The 14,367-nt window shown below is 74.6% G+C and carries 14 protein-coding genes; 10 read left to right on the top strand and 4 right to left on the bottom strand.

The annotated features are described in order from the left end of the window. Nucleotides 1-99: 99 nt before the first annotated feature. Both ICW40_RS15185 and ICW40_RS15180 read right to left on the bottom strand, forming a co-directional pair. A complete protein-coding gene (locus ICW40_RS15185) occupies nt 100-1,413 on the bottom strand; it encodes an AI-2E family transporter (protein ID WP_308121841.1) in 1,314 nt (437 codons plus the stop codon). Further along, a complete protein-coding gene (locus tag ICW40_RS15180) occupies nt 1,410-2,615 on the bottom strand; it encodes a cystathionine gamma-synthase (RefSeq protein ID WP_221654856.1) in 1,206 nt (401 codons plus the stop codon). The genes ICW40_RS15185 and ICW40_RS15180 overlap by 4 nt, the downstream gene beginning before the upstream one ends. A gap of 150 nt (nt 2,616-2,765) precedes the next feature. On the opposite strand from ICW40_RS15180, the gene msrA reads away from it, so the two are divergent. The 3 genes from msrA (at nt 2,766) to ICW40_RS15165 (ending at nt 5,386) form a co-directional block, all read left to right on the top strand. After that, nucleotides 2,766-3,413, top strand: coding sequence for a peptide-methionine (S)-S-oxide reductase MsrA (gene msrA, locus ICW40_RS15175; protein ID WP_221654857.1), 648 nt, complete (start codon nt 2,766-2,768; stop codon nt 3,411-3,413). Nucleotides 3,414-3,548: 135 nt separating this feature from the next. Beyond that, entirely contained in the window at nt 3,549-4,538 is a 990-nt protein-coding gene (locus ICW40_RS15170; RefSeq protein WP_221654855.1) for an ATP-binding cassette domain-containing protein, read from the top strand. Next, nucleotides 4,535-5,386: an ABC transporter permease gene (locus ICW40_RS15165; RefSeq protein WP_221654854.1), complete on the top strand. Its 852-nt coding sequence runs from the start codon at nt 4,535-4,537 to the stop codon at nt 5,384-5,386. Before ICW40_RS15170 ends, ICW40_RS15165 begins: the two co-directional genes overlap by 4 nt. A 92-nt stretch (nt 5,387-5,478) precedes the next feature. On the opposite strand, the gene ICW40_RS15160 is transcribed toward ICW40_RS15165, so the two are convergent. Further along, complete coding sequence (locus ICW40_RS15160) at nt 5,479-5,889, bottom strand: SRPBCC family protein (protein ID WP_221654853.1); 411 nt, start codon at nt 5,887-5,889, stop codon at nt 5,479-5,481. Further along, entirely contained in the window at nt 5,886-6,227 is a 342-nt protein-coding gene (locus ICW40_RS15155) for an ArsR/SmtB family transcription factor (RefSeq protein ID WP_221654852.1), read from the bottom strand. Before ICW40_RS15155 ends, ICW40_RS15160 begins: the two co-directional genes overlap by 4 nt. Before the next feature lie 200 nt (nt 6,228-6,427). On the opposite strand from ICW40_RS15155, the gene ICW40_RS15150 reads away from it, so the two are divergent. From ICW40_RS15150 to ICW40_RS15120, 7 genes are all read left to right on the top strand, one after another. Further along, the gene (locus ICW40_RS15150; protein WP_221654851.1) at nt 6,428-7,375 is read left to right on the top strand and encodes an ABC transporter ATP-binding protein; all 948 of its coding nucleotides are present in this window, start codon (nt 6,428-6,430) and stop codon (nt 7,373-7,375) included. Then, on the top strand, nt 7,372-8,247 hold the full coding sequence (locus ICW40_RS15145; RefSeq protein WP_221654850.1) for an ABC transporter permease subunit: 876 nt from the start codon (nt 7,372-7,374) through the stop codon (nt 8,245-8,247). The genes ICW40_RS15150 and ICW40_RS15145 overlap by 4 nt, the downstream gene beginning before the upstream one ends. A 157-nt stretch (nt 8,248-8,404) precedes the next feature. Further along, a complete protein-coding gene (locus ICW40_RS15140) occupies nt 8,405-9,769 on the top strand; it encodes a sensor histidine kinase (RefSeq protein ID WP_221654849.1) in 1,365 nt (454 codons plus the stop codon). A 170-nt stretch (nt 9,770-9,939) separates the two neighbouring features. Beyond that, nucleotides 9,940-10,782: an ABC transporter permease subunit gene (locus tag ICW40_RS15135; RefSeq protein WP_221654848.1), complete on the top strand. Its 843-nt coding sequence runs from the start codon at nt 9,940-9,942 to the stop codon at nt 10,780-10,782. 5 nt (nt 10,783-10,787) lie between these two features. Then, nucleotides 10,788-12,221: a sensor histidine kinase gene (locus ICW40_RS21635; protein ID WP_221654847.1), complete on the top strand. Its 1,434-nt coding sequence runs from the start codon at nt 10,788-10,790 to the stop codon at nt 12,219-12,221. Further along, complete coding sequence (locus ICW40_RS15125) at nt 12,218-12,895, top strand: response regulator (RefSeq protein WP_221654846.1); 678 nt, start codon at nt 12,218-12,220, stop codon at nt 12,893-12,895. The genes ICW40_RS21635 and ICW40_RS15125 overlap by 4 nt, the downstream gene beginning before the upstream one ends. A 44-nt stretch (nt 12,896-12,939) precedes the next feature. Beyond that, entirely contained in the window at nt 12,940-14,268 is a 1,329-nt protein-coding gene (locus ICW40_RS15120; RefSeq protein WP_221654845.1) for a D-arabinono-1,4-lactone oxidase, read from the top strand. Nucleotides 14,269-14,367 lie beyond the last annotated feature (99 nt).

Raw genomic sequence — 14,367 nt, 5'->3', positions numbered from 1 at the left:
GCGCCACGGCCCGCCGAGCCGCTCGCGGTACCGCGGCCCGCGGGGCCGCTCGGGGCGCCCGCAGCGCCCGAGGCGGCCGACGCCTGCGTGCTCACCGGCTCACGCCCCCACGCCCGGGTCGTTCACGGGGCCCTCGAGCCGGCGCATGCGTTCGGCGAACCCGTGCGTGTCCAGGCCGAGGGCGGGGAACTTGTCCCGTCCGTGCAGGTACAGGATCACGGTGTTGAGCGTCGCGATGAGCGGCACCGCGAGCAGCGCCCCGACGATGCCGGCGGCGAGCGAGCCCGCGGCCACGCCGAGCAGCACGGCGACCGGGTGCAGCGACACGGCGTGGCCGAGCAGGAGCGGCTGGAGCACGTGGCTCTCGAGCTGCTGCACGCCGAGGACGATCGCGAGCATGATCAGCGCGGTGCCGGCGCCCTGGTCGACGAGCGCGACGAGCACCGCGATCGCGCCGGTCGCGATGGCGCCGACGAAGGGGATGAAGCTCGCGAGGAACACGAGCACGGCGAGCGGCAGGGCGAGCGGGATGCCGAGGATCGCCGCGCCCACGCCGATGCCGATCGCGTCGATCCCGGCGACCAGGATCTGCGTGCGCGTGAAGGCCGCGAGCGTCACGACGCCTCGGCGCGACGCCTCGTGGGCCCGGACGCGCGAGTGCTCGGGGAGCAGGCGCAGGACCCAGGTCCAGATGAGGTCGCCGTCCTTGAGGAAGAACAGCAGGCAGAACAGGGTTACGACGAACCCGGCGAGCACGTGCCCGAGGGTCGTGGTCACTGAGACGGCGCCCGAGATCAGCGTCCCGCTGTTGGCGCTCAGCTGCTCCTGCGCCTGGTCGATGTAGGCGTCGATCTGCGTCTGGTCGAGGTCGAGCGGGCTGGCCGCCAGCTGGACGAGGAGCTCCTCGAAGCCCGCCTGCGTCTGGTCCCACAGCTCGCCGAAGCCCTGCGCGATCTCGCGCCCCGCGAGCGTCACGAGGCCGCCGACGAGCGCGAGCAGCAGCACGACCGTGATCCCGGCGGCGGCGCCGCGCGGCAGCCGCGCGCGCCGGACGAGGAAGTCCACGACGGGCGAGAGCAGGACCGTGAGGAGGAGGGCGAGCACCACGGGGACCCACAGCACCTTGGTGTAGGCCATGAGCAGGCCGACCACGCCGATGACGACGAGGACGAGCAGGATCCGCCAGGAGAACGCGGCCGCCACGCGGACCGAGCGCGGCACCGACTCGGTGGCCGGCCGCGGGTCGACCGGCCGCGGCTCCGGGAGCCCGGCAGCGGGGTCCACGAACGCAGCGGGGTCCGTGCCCGCGGCCGGGTCCGTGGTCGGGGCCGGGTCCGTGGTCGTCCTCGCGCCGACCGGAGCCGCCGACGCCGACGTGCGCACTCCCGGCGCGCCCTTGCGGCCGGGGCTCACGCCAGTGCCTGCCCGAGGTCGGCGACGAGGTCCGCGACGTCCTCGATGCCCACCGACAGCCGCACGAGGTCGTCGGGCACCTCGAGCGCCGAGCCCGCGACCGACGCGTGGGTCATCTGACCCGGGTGCTCGACGAGCGACTCGATGCCGCCGAGGGACTCGGCGAGCAGGAAGACCTTCGTGCGCGCGCACACGTCGAGCGCCTTCTCGCGGCTGCCGACTCGGAACGAGACCATGCCGCCGAACCCGCTCATCTGCGTCGACGCGATCGCGTGGCCCGGGTGGTCCTCGAGCCCCGGGTAGATCACCTGCGTCACCGCGGAGTGCTCGCGCAGGAACCGCGCGACGGCCATCGCGTTCGAGCAGTGCCGGTCCATCCGCACCGCGAGCGTCTTGAGGCCGCGCAGCGTGAGCCACGCGTCGAACGGCCCGGCCACCGCGCCCGACGCGTTCTGGTGGAACGCGACGGCGTCGGCCAGGGACGCCGTGCCCGTCGGGCCCTCGAGGCCGACCGGCAGCTGGGCGCCGTCGCCCACCACGACCGCACCGCCGACGACGTCGCTGTGGCCGCCGATGTACTTCGTCGTCGAGTGCACGACGGCGTCGGCGCCGAGGGCGAGCGGCTGCTGCAGGTAGGGCGTCGCGAACGTGTTGTCGACCACGAGCACGGCGCCGGCGGCGCGCGCGAGCGCGGCCAGAGCCGCGATGTCGCTCACGCCGAGCAGCGGGTTGGTGGGCGTCTCGACCCACACCATCTTCGTCCGGCCCGGCTCGATCGCGGCGGCCACGACGTCGACGTCGGACAGGTCGACCGGCGTGTGGTCGACGCCCCACGGGCCGAACACCCGCGCGACGAGGCGGTAGGTGCCGCCGTAGGCGTCGTCGGGCACGACGACGTGGTCGCCGGGCCGCAGCGCGGCGCGCAGCAGCGTGTCCTCGGCGGCGAGGCCGGACGAGAAGGCGAAGGCCCGCGAGCCGCCCTCGACGGCCGCGAGCGCCTCCTCGAGCGCCGTGCGGGTCGGGTTGCCCGAGCGCGAGTACTCGTAGCCGTTGCGCAGTCCGCCGACGCCGTCCTGCTTGTAGGTCGAGACCTGGTAGATCGGCGGGACCACGGCGCCCGTCGTCGGGTCGGGGTCGGAGCCCGCATGGATGGCGCGGGTCGAGAAGCCGGCGGAGGTCCAGTCGTGGGTGTCGTCGCTCACGGACCCAGGCTAGAGGGCGGGAACAGTGCGCACCCACCGCGGCGTTGACCCGGCGTGACCCCGCGACCGCGAGGTCACGGGCCGGCGTCACCGCGACGTCGGCGGTCGGACCAGGAGGTCTCCGTGTTCGGAACGCGACTGCGCACCACGATGGTCACCCCCGAGCGTGCCCTGCGCGGCCGGGACGCCTACGCCTACCGCGTGCCCGAGCGCCACGCCGTGCTCGGCACCCCGCTCGCGGGCCCGTGGCCGGAGGGCACCGAGGTCATCTACCTCGCTCTCGGCTGCTTCTGGGGCGCGGAGAAGGAGATGTGGCAGCTCCCGGGCGTCGTCACGACGGCCGCCGGGTACCAGGGCGGCTACACGACGTTCCCCACGTACGAGGAGGTGTGCACGGGCATGACCGGTCACACCGAGGTCGTCCTCGTCGCGTACGACCCCGCCGTCCTGAGCACCACCGAGCTGCTGCGCACGTTCTGGTCGCTGCACGACCCGACGCAGGGCTTCCGGCAGGGCAACGACGTCGGCACCCAGTACCGGTCGGCGATCTACCCGACGACGCCCGAGCAGGCCGAGGCGGCGCAGGCGACGCGCGAGGCGTTCGAGCCCGAGCTGCGCCGCAACGGCTACGGCCCGATCACCACCGAGATCCGGCCCGTCCACGACGCCGACGGCACTCCCGGCACGGGCGTCTTCTACTACGCCGAGGACTACCACCAGCAGTACCTGCACAAGGTCCCGAACGGGTACTGCCCGGTGCACTCGACGGGCGTCGCCTGCCCCGTGCCCTCCGCCTGAGGTGACCGCCCGCCTCGCGGCGGAGCGCATCATCCTCACGGCGTAGTCCGGCCGGCGGTCGTCCTCCGTCTCGAGACCCTCCCGCGGTGACGCCACGGACCCCTAGGTTCGTGGCGTCACACCTGAGGAGGAACCATGATCGAGGCCACGGGTCTCACGAAGAGGTACGGGGACAAGACCGCCGTCGACGGCGTCTCCTTCACCGTCCGGCCGGGGATGGTGACCGGATTCCTCGGTCCCAACGGCGCCGGCAAGTCGACCACGATGCGCATGATCGTCGGCCTGGACCGACCGACCGCAGGGCACGTCACCGTCAACGGCAAGCCGTACGCCGAGCACCGTGCGCCGCTCGGCGAGGTCGGCACGCTGCTCGAGGCCAAGGCCGTGCACACCGGCCGCTCCGCCTACAACCACCTGCTCGCGCTCGCGACGACGCACGGGATCGGCCGCAAGCGCGTCGACGACGTCATCGAGATGACCGGCCTGCAGGCGGTCGCGAAGAAGCGCGTCGGCGGGTTCTCGCTCGGCATGGGCCAGCGCCTCGGCATCGCGGCCGCGATGCTGGGCGACCCGCGCACGTTGATCCTGGACGAGCCGGTCAACGGCCTGGACCCCGAGGGCGTGCTGTGGGTCCGGAACCTGCTGCGTCACCTCGCGTCCGAGGGCCGGACCGTCTTCCTCTCCTCGCACCTCATGAGCGAGATGGCGCTGACGGCCGACCACATCATCGTGATCGGCCGCGGCCGGATCATCGCCGACGCCCCGGTCGGCGACATCCTCGCCGGCGCGCAGACGACGACGGTCCGCGTGCGGACGCCGCAGGCCGACGCGCTCACGCACGCACTCCGCACCCAGGGCGCGACGATCACGGCGCTCGAGCAGGACCTGCTCGAGGTCACCGGCAGCAGCGCACCGGCGATCGGCGAGGCCGCAGCGGCGACCGGGGTCGTGCTGCACGAGCTCACCCCGATGCACGGGTCGCTCGAGGACGCCTACATGCAGCTCACCGCGGAGGAGGTCGAGTACCACTCGACGCCCGTGCCGCAGCCGGGCGCCCCGGGCCGCCCGGGCGCTGTGCCCTCCACCGCTCCGAACGACACGCCGACCGAAGGAGCCCTCCGATGACCACGCTCGCCGCCCAGGCCCCGGGCGCCTCGCGCCCGCGCACCACGGTGCGCCCGTCGTCGTTCGGCCGCCTCGTCGCCGCCGAGTGGGTCAAGTTCCGCTCGCTGCGCTCGACGTGGTGGACGCTCGCGGTCGGCGCCGTGCTCATGATCGCGCTCGCCGTCCTCCAGACCTGGGGGACGTCGACGATCCCGGACGACATCGAGTTCCCGAACCTCTCGGGCGCCGTCTTCGTCACGGGCGGCGCGTTCCTCGGCCAGCTCGCGTTCTGCGTGCTCGGCGTGCTCGCGATCACCGGCGAGTACAGCACCGGGATGATCCGGTCGACCTTCGCCGCGGCGCCGCGCCGCCTGCCCGTGCTGTGGGCCAAGCTCGTCGTCATCTTCTCGGCGGTGCTGCTCGTGTCGGTGCTCGCGGTGGCGCTCTCGTGGGTCGGCAGCATGCCGTGGTTCGACGAGCTGGGCCTCGCGATCGACCTCGGGAACAGCGACGACCTGCGGATCATGCTCGGCACGCCGCTGTACCTCGCGACGGCGACCGCGCTCGCGTTCGCCATCGGCGCGCTCGTCCGGCACTCGGCCGCGGGGCTGGCGATCGTGCTGGGCCTGCTGCTCGTGGTCGAGCAGGCCTTCGCGCTCATCCCGTGGCGCCCGCTGGAGGTCATCAGCCCGTTCCTCCCGTCGACGGCCGGCAGCCGCCTGACGATGGACGCCGCCACCCAGCAGATGATGGACGCCGGCTCCGACGTCGCGACGCTGACGCCCTGGCAGGGCTACGGCGTGCTCGTCGCGTGGGTCGTCGTGCTGCTCGCGCTCGCGGCCGTGCTCATGCGTCGTCGGGACGCCTGACACCCCGAGAACGACGGACGCCCCCGGCCGCACCGGCCGGGGGCGTTCGTGTGCCCGGGCGGCTGCCCGTGCTCGCGGGACCGCGCGGGTCGTCAGGTCAGGGCGACCAGGCGGTCGAGGCTGAGCTCCCAGCCCTCGGCGTGACCCTGCGCGTCCTCGGCGTCCACGAGGCCCGTGTGCAGGAGCGTGAGGTGCGTGCCGCCGTCGACGGTCGGAGCCAGCTCGACACGCACGGTCGTCTCGGGCTCGTCCGACGTCGCCCAGCGCCAGCTCACGACGACGAGGCGTGGCGGGTCGAGCTCGCGGAACGCGCCCTCGACGACGTACGTCCCGGCGCCCATGTCGACGCGGTACCGGCCGCCCACGACGGCGTCGGCGGTGGCCTCCACCTCGAGTGCGGGGTTCGGGCACAGCCAGCGCCCCAGCAGCGCGGCGTCGGTCCAGGCCGCGTAGACCTTCTCGGGGGGTGCCGTGAGCGTGCGCTCGAGGCGGACCTCGGTCATCTGTCCTCCTGCGTGTCGTCGAGCAGTGCCTCGAGGCGGTCGAGGCTGCCGGTCCAGAAGGCCGTCATGTCGTCCAGCCAGGCGTGCGCCTCGGCGAGGGCGGCGGGCCGCAGGGTGCACTCGACGGTGCGACCCACCTTGCGCCGCGCCACGAGCCCGGCGTCGACGAGCACGCCGATGTGCTTCGTGAACGCGGGCAACGACATCGCGTGCTCGGCGGCCAGGGTGCCCACGGTGAGCGGACCGTGCACGAGGCGCCGCACCACGGCGCGGCGCGTGGGGTCGCTCAGGGCCCCGAACGTGCGGGTGAGCGTGGCGGGTGCGGCAGGGTCGGTCACGGCAAACACTTAACCATCTAGTTAAGCGTCTGTCGAGCGTCACTCCTCCGCGGCCGGGCGACCGGCACGAGCGCACCCTCGCGGAGGACCCCGTCATCCTCGCGGCGTAGCGGCCGGCGGCCGCGATCTCGTCCCTGCGGGCCTCGTGGGCGCGCACGGCCCGCTCCTACGTTCGAGGCACACCGACACGAGGAGGAACCATGATCGAGGCCGTAGGGCTCACGAAGAGGTACGGGGACAAGACGGCGGTCGACGCCCTGTCCTTCACCGTCCGGCCGGGGCAGGTGACCGGGTTCCTCGGTCCCAACGGCGCCGGCAAGTCCACGACGATGCGCATGATCGTCGGGCTCGACCACCCGACCGCCGGGCGCGTCACGGTCAACGGGAAGTCCTACGCGCAGCACCGTGCCCCGCTCGGCGAGGTCGGCACGCTGCTCGAGGCGAAGGCCGTCCACACCGGCCGCTCCGCGCGCAACCACCTGCTCGCGCTCGGCGCGACGCACGGCATCGGCCGCCGTCGGGTCGACGAGGTCGTCGAGATGACCGGCCTGGCGAGCGTCGCGACCAAGCGTGCGGGGAAGTTCTCGCTCGGCATGGGTCAGCGGCTGGGCATCGCCGCCGCGATGCTGGGCGACCCGCACACGCTCATCCTCGACGAGCCCGTGAACGGTCTCGACCCCGAGGGCGTGCTCTGGGTCCGCACCCTGCTGCGCCACCTCGCGTCCGAGGGCCGCACGGTCTTCCTCTCCTCGCACCTCATGAGCGAGATGGCGCTCACCGCGGACCACCTCGTCGTCGTGGGCCGCGGCCGGCTCATCGCCGACGCGCCCGTCGCCGAGATCGTGGCGCGCGCGCAGACGAACCTCGTCCGGGTCCGCACCCCGCAGGCCCACGCGCTCGAGCAGGCGCTCACCGCGCAGGGCCACGCGGTCACCTCGGTCGAGCGCGACCTCCTCGAGGTCGCGGGCGCCACGACGGCGCACATCGCCGAGACGGCGCTGCGCGCCGGCGTCGCGGTGCACGAGCTCTCGGCCGTCCAGGCCTCGCTCGAGGACGCCTACATGCGCCTGACCGCCGACGACGTCGAGTACCACTCGGCCCCCGTCGCCGACGCGACCACCCGCGTGCCCGCCGGGAGCGCGCGATGAGCGCCGCGACCGCGGTCCGCGCCGCTGTCGCGCCGGCACGCCCGCGCACCCCCGTGCAGCCGGTGACCTTCGGCCGGCTCGTCGCGTCGGAGTGGATCAAGCTTCGCAGCCTGCGCTCGACGTGGTGGAGCCTCGGCATCGCCGAGCTGCTCCTCGTCGCGTTCGGGGTGCTCCAGACCTGGGGCACGGCCACCGACCCCGCGAACTTCGGGAGCGGCGTCGCGCAGCAGGGTGCCGCCTTCGTCACCGGCGGGTGGGTCCTGACCCAGCTCGTCGTCTGCACCCTCGGTGTGCTCGCCATCTCGGGTGAGTACGGGACGGGTCAGATCCGCTCGACGCTGACCGCCGAGCCGCGCCGGGTGCCGGTGCTGCTCGCCAAGGCGGTCGTCTTGGCCGGCACGGTCTTCGCCGCCTCGCTCCTCGCGGTCGCGGTCGCGTGGGCGGGCTCGTCCGTGTGGTTCGCGGACCTCGGCGTCTCGATCGACCTGTCCGACCCGAGCGACCTCCGGGTCGTGCTGGGCACGCCGCTCTACCTCGCGACGGTCACGCTGCTGGGGTTCGCGTTCGGCGCGCTCCTGCGCAGCTCGGCCGGCGGCATCGCGACCGTGCTCGGCCTGCTGCTCGTGCTCGAGAACGCCGTGCTCCTCATCCCCGGACGCCTCGTCCAGGTCATCGCGCCGTTCCTCCCCTCGCGCGCCGGGAGCCTCGTGCTCCAGGACGACGGCAGCCTCGACGCCACCGAGATGTGGGCGGACATCCAGGGGGCCCACGTCCCGGTGCTCGGCCCGTGGGAGGGCTATGCGGTGCTGGTCGCCTGGGTCGTCGTGCTCCTCGGCCTCGCGGCGCTGCTGCTGCGTCGTCGCGACGCCTGAGCCCGCACGACGCCTCGCGGCGCGCCGTCGGCGACGGCGCGAGGCACCACGGAGGACCGCCCCCGACGGGCGGTCCTCCGTGCGGCTGCTCGCGGCGTGCGCCCGCGGACGGCACCCTGAGGTCCCTGGAGTCCCACCCGACGAGGAGGAGCTGACGATGGTCGAGGCCGCGCCGACGCCGGCGCCCTTCAGCGAGCTGTCGGCACGACGGCTCGGGCCCGTGCGGCGCTTCTTCGCGCGGCACCCCGTCGTCGTCGACGTCCTGGTCGTCCTCTGGTTCGTCGTCGTCGCCCTCCTGCCCCCGCTCATCGTCGCCGACGGCATGCGGTACGACAGCATCCGGGCGAACGACGCCCTCGCCGAGCAGCTTCCGTGGTGGACCGGCGCCCTGACCATCGCGGGCGTCGTCGTGCTGAGCCGGCGCCGGGCGCGCCCGGTCGCGGTCGCCGCGGCGATGACGGCGCTCGGCGTCGTCTCGCTCGCGGGCACGGGCGACGTCGGCGGGTTCGACCTCGGCATCGCGCTGGCCGTCTACGCCGTCGCCGCCACGCACCGACCCGCCGTGACCTGGCGCACGGTGAGCATCGCCGTCGCGGCCGTCGCCGGCGCCGGCGTCGTGCTCGAGCTGCCGCGCCGCGCCGCCTACCTCGTGGACGGCTGGACTCCGCCGGACACGATGACCAGCACCTTCGGCGACCCGGTCGCGCGCGGCGACTGGTCGGGGGCGACCGTCGCGCTCGTGGTCGGCGTGCTGCTCGCCGTCGCGATCGGCACGAGCGTCCGCAACCGGCGCCTCCACCTGGCGGACCTCGTCGACCGCGCGAACGCACTCGCCCGCGAGCGCGAGCAGCAGGCGCGCCTCGCCCGCGCCGCCGAGCGCGCGACCATCGCCCGCGAGATGCACGACGTCGTCGCCCACAGCCTGTCCGTGATGATCGCGCTGGGCGACGGCGCGAACGCCGCGCTCGACCGCTCGCCCGACCGCTCCCTCGCGGCACTCGCCGAGCTCTCGGCCACGGGCCGCACGGCGCTGCGCGACATCCGCCGCATCTTCGGCGTGCTCGGCGACGAGGAGGGCGCGGACCACGGCGGCACGGACGGCTCCGGGGCGCCGTACGACCCCCAGCCCGAGCAGCTCGACCTCGCGGCGCTCGTCGAGCGGTTCCGCGCCGCCGGTCTCCCGGTGCGGGCCACGGGCCTGACCGACCCCGGGCTCCAGCAGGCCGGCACGGCGCTGCGCTTCGCCGTGCACCGCATCGTGCAGGAGGCGCTCACCAACGCGCTGCGGTACGCGCCCGGCACCGCCCGGGTCGACCTCGCGGTCCGACGGACCGACGGGACGCTCGAGATCGAGGTGGTCGACCGCGGGCCGGGCGTGCCGGTGGCCGAGAGCCACGGCTCCGGCCGCGGCGTGATCGGCATGCGCGAGCGCGCCGTCGTGCACGGCGGGGTCGTCGAGGCCGGCCCGTTCGCGGGCGGGTGGCGCGTGCGCGCCGCGCTGCCCTGGCCCGGCGCGGGCTGAGGCGCCACCGCCCGGCCACGGGCGGGCGCGTCCTCAGGGACGACACCCTCATCCGTTCGTCGTAGCGCGCCCCGGACGCGATGTGGTCCTCGCGGGCGTCCCGCCCGGACCGGGCCCGCTCGTAGGTTCGAGATCGTCCGCACGACCGCTCGTCACGCAGGAGCTGCACCATGACCACCCTCGCCGTCCCGGCACCCACCTCGAGGCAGCGGCGCACCGCGGTGCTGCCGCCGACCGCGTCCCGGCTGCTGACCTCCGAGTGGATCAAGCTCCGCACCCTGCGCTCGACCTGGTGGGCGCTGGCGCTGAGCGTCGCCCTCGTGGTCGCCATGGCCATGAGCCGCACCTCGAGCATCGCCCAGGTGCCCGAGGCCGCCGGCTTCGTCGAGGGCGCGGTCTACGTGACGTCGGGCGCCGCGCTCGCGCAGCTGGTGTTCTGCACGCTGGGCGTGCTCGCCATCACCGGCGAGTACGCCTCGGGGCAGATCCGGACGAGCCTCGCGGCGGCGCCCACCCGCGTCCCCGTCCTCTGGACCAAGCTGGCCGTGATCGTCGCGACCGTCCTGGTGACGTCGCTCGTCGCCGTCGGCCTCGCCTGGGCGGCGAGTGCGCGCTGGTTCGGCGCGACCAGCATGACGATCGACCTCACGCAGGCCGACGACGCCCGGATCATGCTGGGCACGCCGCTCTACCTCGCCACCGTGACCGCGCTCGCGTTCGCGATCGGTGCGCTCGTCCGGACGTCGGCCGCCGGCGTCGCCGCGACGCTCGGGCTGGTGCTCGTGGTCGAGAACGCCATCGCCCTCATCCCGTGGGCACCGCTGCAGGCCATCAGCCCCTACCTGCCCGCGACCGCGGGGAACCGGCTCGTGACGTCCGACGTCATGGGCGCGGTGACCACGACGTCGACGAACGCCACCTTGTCGCCGTGGCAGGGGTACGGCGTCCTCGTGGCGTGGGTGCTCGTGCTCCTCGCCGTCGCGGCCGTGCGCCTGCGCCGCGAGGACGCCTGAGCCCCGTGCCGACCAGCGGGACGTCCGCGCTGCCGCGCGAGGGCCCCACCTGGGAGAGTGCTCCCGTGGCGCGGCGGGGCAGGCGGAGCGAGGAACCGGTCACCGAGGCACCCCTCTTCACGGAGCTGTCGGCGCGCCGGCTCGGGCCGGTCCGGCGGTTCTTCGTCCGGCGGCCCGTCGTCATGGACGCGATCGTCATGCTGTGCTTCACGTTCGTCGGCCTGCTCGAGGCCGCCGGCGCCCGGAGCATGTACCCGATCGACATGCTCCTCGGCCGGGACCTCGCCCAGCGCATGGAGCTGTGGGGCGTCAGCCTCGTCGTCGTCGGCACCGTGACGCTCGTCTGGCGCCGGCGTCGACCGGCCACCGTCGCGGTCGTCATGGCGGCGGCGGGTGCCACCGCCCTCGCCCTCTCCGGGGGCACGGCCGGCTTCGAGATGGGTCTCGCGTTCGCGCTGTACGCGGTCGCCGCGTCCCGGCCCGCCCTCGTGACGTGGTGGACGAGCGCCCTCACGGTCGGCGCGATGCTCCTCGCCGCCCTCCTCCCGCTCCCGCGCCAGGTCGGCGTCCTCTCGCTCGGCTACGGGCCGATCGACAGCCGGGCCGAGCTCGAGAAGTACGCCTCGACGGCGGCGCCGCAGGTGTGGGGCCTCATGGTCGTGGCGCTCGTCCTGCCCGCGCTGCTGTGCATCGCCGTCGGCACGAGCGTGCGCAACCGTCGCCTGCACGTCGCCGACCTGGTCGACCGGGCGAACGCGCTCGCGCGCGACCGGGACCAGCACGCGCAGCTCGCGCGGGCCGCCGAGCGCGCACGCATCGCACGTGAGATGCACGACGTCGTCGCGCACAGCCTCACCGAGATGATCGCGCTGGGCGACGGTGCGGCGTCCTCGGTCCGGCGCGACCCCGCGCTGTCGCGCGCCGCGCTCGACGAGCTGTCCACGACGGGCCGCGCGGCGCTCGCCGACATGCGTCGGCTCCTGGGCGTGCTGCACGAGGAGACGCCGGACGCCGACGACGCCGTCGTGCCGTTCGAGCCGCAGCCGACCGCCCCCGACCTCGCCGTGCTCGTGGACCGGTTCCGCGCCGCAGGCCTGCCGCTGCGCGCCACGGGCGTGGGGGGCGACGCGCTGCCGCCCGACCCGACCCTCCAGCTCGCCGTCGTGCGCATCGTGGAGGAGGCGCTGACCAACGCGCTGCAGCACGCTCATGGCACGCTCGGTGTCGACCTGCTCGTGCGCCGGGTGCCCGGCGCCGTCGAGGTCGAGGTCGTCGACCAGGGACCCGCGGTGCCGGTCGAGGGGGGTCAGGGGACGCCGCGCGGGCTCATCGGGATGAACGAGCGCGCCGCGGTGTACGGCGGGACGGTCGAGGCCGGACCGCACGGGAACGGGTGGCGCGTGCACGCGCGGCTGCCGTGGGACGAAGGGACGACATGACGAGGATCCTGCTGGTCGACGACCAGGCACTGCTGCGGATGGGCTTCCGGCTCGTGCTCGAGGCGGAGGACGACCTGGAGGTGGTCGGCGAGGCCGGCGACGGACGCGCCGCCGTCGACCAGGTCACCGCGCTGCGGCCCGACGTCGTGCTCATGGACGTCCGGATGCCCGGCGTCAACGGCATCGAGGCGACCGAGCGGATCGTCGCGGCCCACCCCGAGACGCGCGTGCTCATCCTCACGACGTTCGACCTCGACGAGTACGCGTTCGCCGCGCTGCGCGCGGGGGCGAGCGGGTTCCTGCTCAAGGACGCGCGGCCGGCCGACCTCGTCGCGGCCATCCGGACCGTCGCGTCGGGCGACGCCGTCGTGTCGCCGCGCATCACGCGCCGCATGCTCGAGCTGTTCTCCGGCCAGCTCCCGTCCTCGGGCGAGGCCCCCGCGGCCGACGGCCCGGACCCGCGCCTGGCCGAGCTCACGCCGCGCGAGCTCGAGGTGCTGCGCTCGGTCGCGGACGGCCTGTCGAACGCCGAGGTCGCCGAGCGGCTGTTCCTCTCGGAGGCGACCGTCAAGACGCACGTCGGGCGGATCCTCGCCAAGCTCGGCATCCGCGACCGGGTGCAGGCGGTCGTGCTCGCGTACGAGACGGGCCTGGTCCGCACCGCGGCCGGGTGACGGCCCGTCCTGCCGCACCGCCGGTGGGCTGCGAGAGTGGGACGGTGACCACCGACGAGACGACGCCCGGGCGCAACTGGGCCAAGAACCACACCTACCGCGCGGCCGTGCTGCACCGGCCGACCTCGGTCGCCGAGCTCCAGGAGGTCGTGGCCGCGGCGCCCCGCATCCGGGCGCTCGGCAGCCGGCACTGCTTCAACGACATCGCCGACTCCGACGCGCTGGTCTCGCTCGAGGCGCTGCCGGACGTGGTCGAGGTCGACGACGCGGCGGGCACCGTCCGCGTGAGCGGCGGCACGCGCTACGGGACGCTCGCCGGCCGGCTCCACCCGCTCGGGTGGGCCGTGCACAACCTCGCGTCGCTCCCCCACATCTCCGTCGCGGGCGCCGTCGCCACGGCGACGCACGGCTCGGGCGACCGGAGCGGCAACCTCGCCTCGGCGGTCCGGGGCCTGGAGCTCGTGCGGTCCGACGGCGAGCTCGTCACCCTCACCGCCGACGACGCCGACCTCGCCGGCGCCGTCGTCCACCTCGGCGCGCTCGGCGTCGTCACGGCGGTCACGCTCGAGATCGAGCCCACGTACGACGTCGCGCAGGAGGTGCGCACGGGGCTGCCGTGGGAGGCCGCGCTCGAGCACCTTGACGAGATCACCGCGAGCGCCGACAGCGTGAGTCTGTTCACCGACTGGCGTGGCGACGCCGTCGGGCAGGTGTGGCGCAAGATGCGGGTGCCCGCGGGCACGGGCGACGAGGCGGCGGGCGGCGCCGCGCAGGCCGTCGGCACCGGGGGGCGTGCGGGCGTCGGGACCGCCGCGGACGTGCGCCACTTCGGCGCGCTGGCCGCGGAGGCCGAGATGCACCCGCTCGCGGGCGTCGACCCGCGCAGCACGACGGCGCAGCGCGGGGTCCCGGGCCCGTGGCACGAGCGTCTCCCCCACTTCCGGATGGAGTTCACGCCGAGCCACGGCGACGAGCTCCAGTCCGAGTACCTGGTGCCCCGCGAGCACGCACCCGCGGCGCTGCGGGCCGTGCGGGCGATGGGCGACCGGGTGGCGCCCCTGCTCCTCGTGAGCGAGGTGCGGACGATCGCGGCCGACGACCTGTGGCTCTCGACGGCGTACGGCCGCGAGTCCGTGGGGATCCACTTCACGTGGAAGTCGCTCGAGCCCGAGGTCGTGGCCCTGCTCCCCGCGCTCGAGGACGCGCTCGCGCCGTTCGCCGCGCGTCCCCACTGGGGGAAGGTGTTCGCCGACCGGGACCGGGCGCTCGCGGGTCTCTACCCGCGGATGGGCGACTTCCGGGCGCTCGTCGAGCGGATGGACCCCCGCGGCGCCTTCCGGAACGACTACCTGGAGCGCCACGTCCTGACGTGACCCGCCCACGTCCTGATGTGGCCGGCCCACCCCTCACGCGGACTGGAGCGTTCCGGTGCGACACGCGCGGGCGGTTTCAAGCGGCCGATGCAACGAGTA

Source organism: Actinotalea ferrariae, from assembly GCF_019733465.1.
Lineage (GTDB): Bacteria > Actinomycetota > Actinomycetes > Actinomycetales > Cellulomonadaceae > Actinotalea > Actinotalea ferrariae_A.
The sequence above is the reverse complement of the archived record's forward strand: the minus strand, read 5'-3'. Positions and strand labels throughout refer to the sequence as shown.

What these genes read in the sequence shown, in the direction of transcription:
- ICW40_RS15150 (WP_221654851.1), top strand. Translation starts at nt 6,428, where the DNA reads ATGATCGAGGCCGTAGGGCTCACGAAGAGGTACGGGGACAAGACGGCG.
- ICW40_RS15160 (WP_221654853.1), bottom strand. Translation starts at nt 5,889, where the DNA reads ATGACCGAGGTCCGCCTCGAGCGCACGCTCACGGCACCCCCCGAGAAG.
- ICW40_RS15145 (WP_221654850.1), top strand. Translation starts at nt 7,372, where the DNA reads ATGAGCGCCGCGACCGCGGTCCGCGCCGCTGTCGCGCCGGCACGCCCG.
- ICW40_RS15135 (WP_221654848.1), top strand. Translation starts at nt 9,940, where the DNA reads ATGACCACCCTCGCCGTCCCGGCACCCACCTCGAGGCAGCGGCGCACC.
- ICW40_RS15125 (WP_221654846.1), top strand. Translation starts at nt 12,218, where the DNA reads ATGACGAGGATCCTGCTGGTCGACGACCAGGCACTGCTGCGGATGGGC.
- ICW40_RS15140 (WP_221654849.1), top strand. Translation starts at nt 8,405, where the DNA reads ATGGTCGAGGCCGCGCCGACGCCGGCGCCCTTCAGCGAGCTGTCGGCA.
- msrA (WP_221654857.1), top strand. Translation starts at nt 2,766, where the DNA reads ATGGTCACCCCCGAGCGTGCCCTGCGCGGCCGGGACGCCTACGCCTAC.
- ICW40_RS15165 (WP_221654854.1), top strand. Translation starts at nt 4,535, where the DNA reads ATGACCACGCTCGCCGCCCAGGCCCCGGGCGCCTCGCGCCCGCGCACC.
- ICW40_RS15170 (WP_221654855.1), top strand. Translation starts at nt 3,549, where the DNA reads ATGATCGAGGCCACGGGTCTCACGAAGAGGTACGGGGACAAGACCGCC.